Consider the following 1,083-nt stretch of genomic DNA (forward strand, 5'->3'; position numbering starts at 1 on the left):
TACAAGAAGCAATAAATGCTTTTAAACTTCTTTTATTCATTCTTTATCTCCTTTTTATCCTTTATTAATGATTCGACCCCTTCAATATTTTCTTTGATGATTCTAGCATCCAGTTCGCCGTTTCGCATTCTATAATATTCAAATTGTTTTTCAGAATCTTTTACTTGCTTAATTTTTTCATTTATTTTAGTCATTGTTTCGTCATGTTTGATATCCAAAATAGAGCGCATTTTTTCAAAATAAGACGCTTCATTTAATAGATCGGTATTTAAGTTAGCAAGTATTTTTTTATCAAGATTCGCACTTGAATTTAAAAGTACATCTAACTTTTTATTTATTAGCATCAATTCCGCTCTATTTTTTAAAATTTCTCTTGTTAAATTACTTTGGAATGGAGCAAGCGACGAATACAAAACTTTACGCATCGCGTAATAAATATCATCAAGTGCATCCCTAAAAACAATTTCTTTTTCTTTGTTATAAAGATATTCTCTAAACACACTACCAATTGCTTCGGAAGTACTCTTATTTTCAATTTCATTTGTTCTTTTAAATTTTTCAAAGCGTGCGATGTCATCTTTTTCATACAATCTAAAAGTTACTCTTAAAGGTTCAAATTTTTTTGCCATATCATTTTTTCTCCTTTGTTTATGTTAGACAAAATAGGACTTATTGTCCTATTACGCCTTTATCGAAAAATAGTTGTTGTTCAAAGTCATTGTAGTAAACACTACCTTTAATTTTCGAGTACATATGTAAACTAAAGATTAAATTTCCAATATCAGCATCCGCTAGGAATCTTTGATGACTTTTATTTAGTCCCCCAGTGGATTTAAACATATCCATTACTGCTTCAAGGTCTTTTTGTTTTAGTCCAAAGAATTTTGCATATTGGCAATTTTGCAAAATTGCTTCTGCTTTTTTAGTAATATTACTTGACCCTAAAAAGTCAGATGGATTTTGTGTACATAGAATCATTCCAGCATTAAACTTACGCACTGTCTTTGTCATTGTATAAACAAAGTCAAGTGTAGCAGTATTGCTTGGGTCGATATACATATGCAATTCATCAATTACTAAAAT

Annotated in this window: 1 protein-coding gene and 1 pseudogene; both read right to left on the reverse strand. The window is 29.3% G+C overall.

Features of this window, described 5'->3' with window-relative positions:
- Window positions 1-32 precede the first annotated feature (32 nt).
- Window positions 33-629 carry an Mbov_0398 family ICE element protein gene (locus BCF89_RS03400; protein ID WP_111518966.1) on the reverse strand — a complete coding sequence of 199 codons (597 nt, stop codon included), beginning with the start codon at window positions 627-629 and terminating at the stop codon, window positions 33-35.
- Window positions 630-669: 40 nt separating this feature from the next.
- Window positions 670-1,083: pseudogene (locus BCF89_RS03405) on the reverse strand (Mbov_0397 family ICE element conjugal transfer ATPase); the annotation flags it as partial.

The organism is Metamycoplasma auris (assembly GCF_003253435.1).
Classification (GTDB): Bacteria; Bacillota_I; Bacilli_A; order Mycoplasmatales; family Metamycoplasmataceae; genus Metamycoplasma; species Metamycoplasma auris.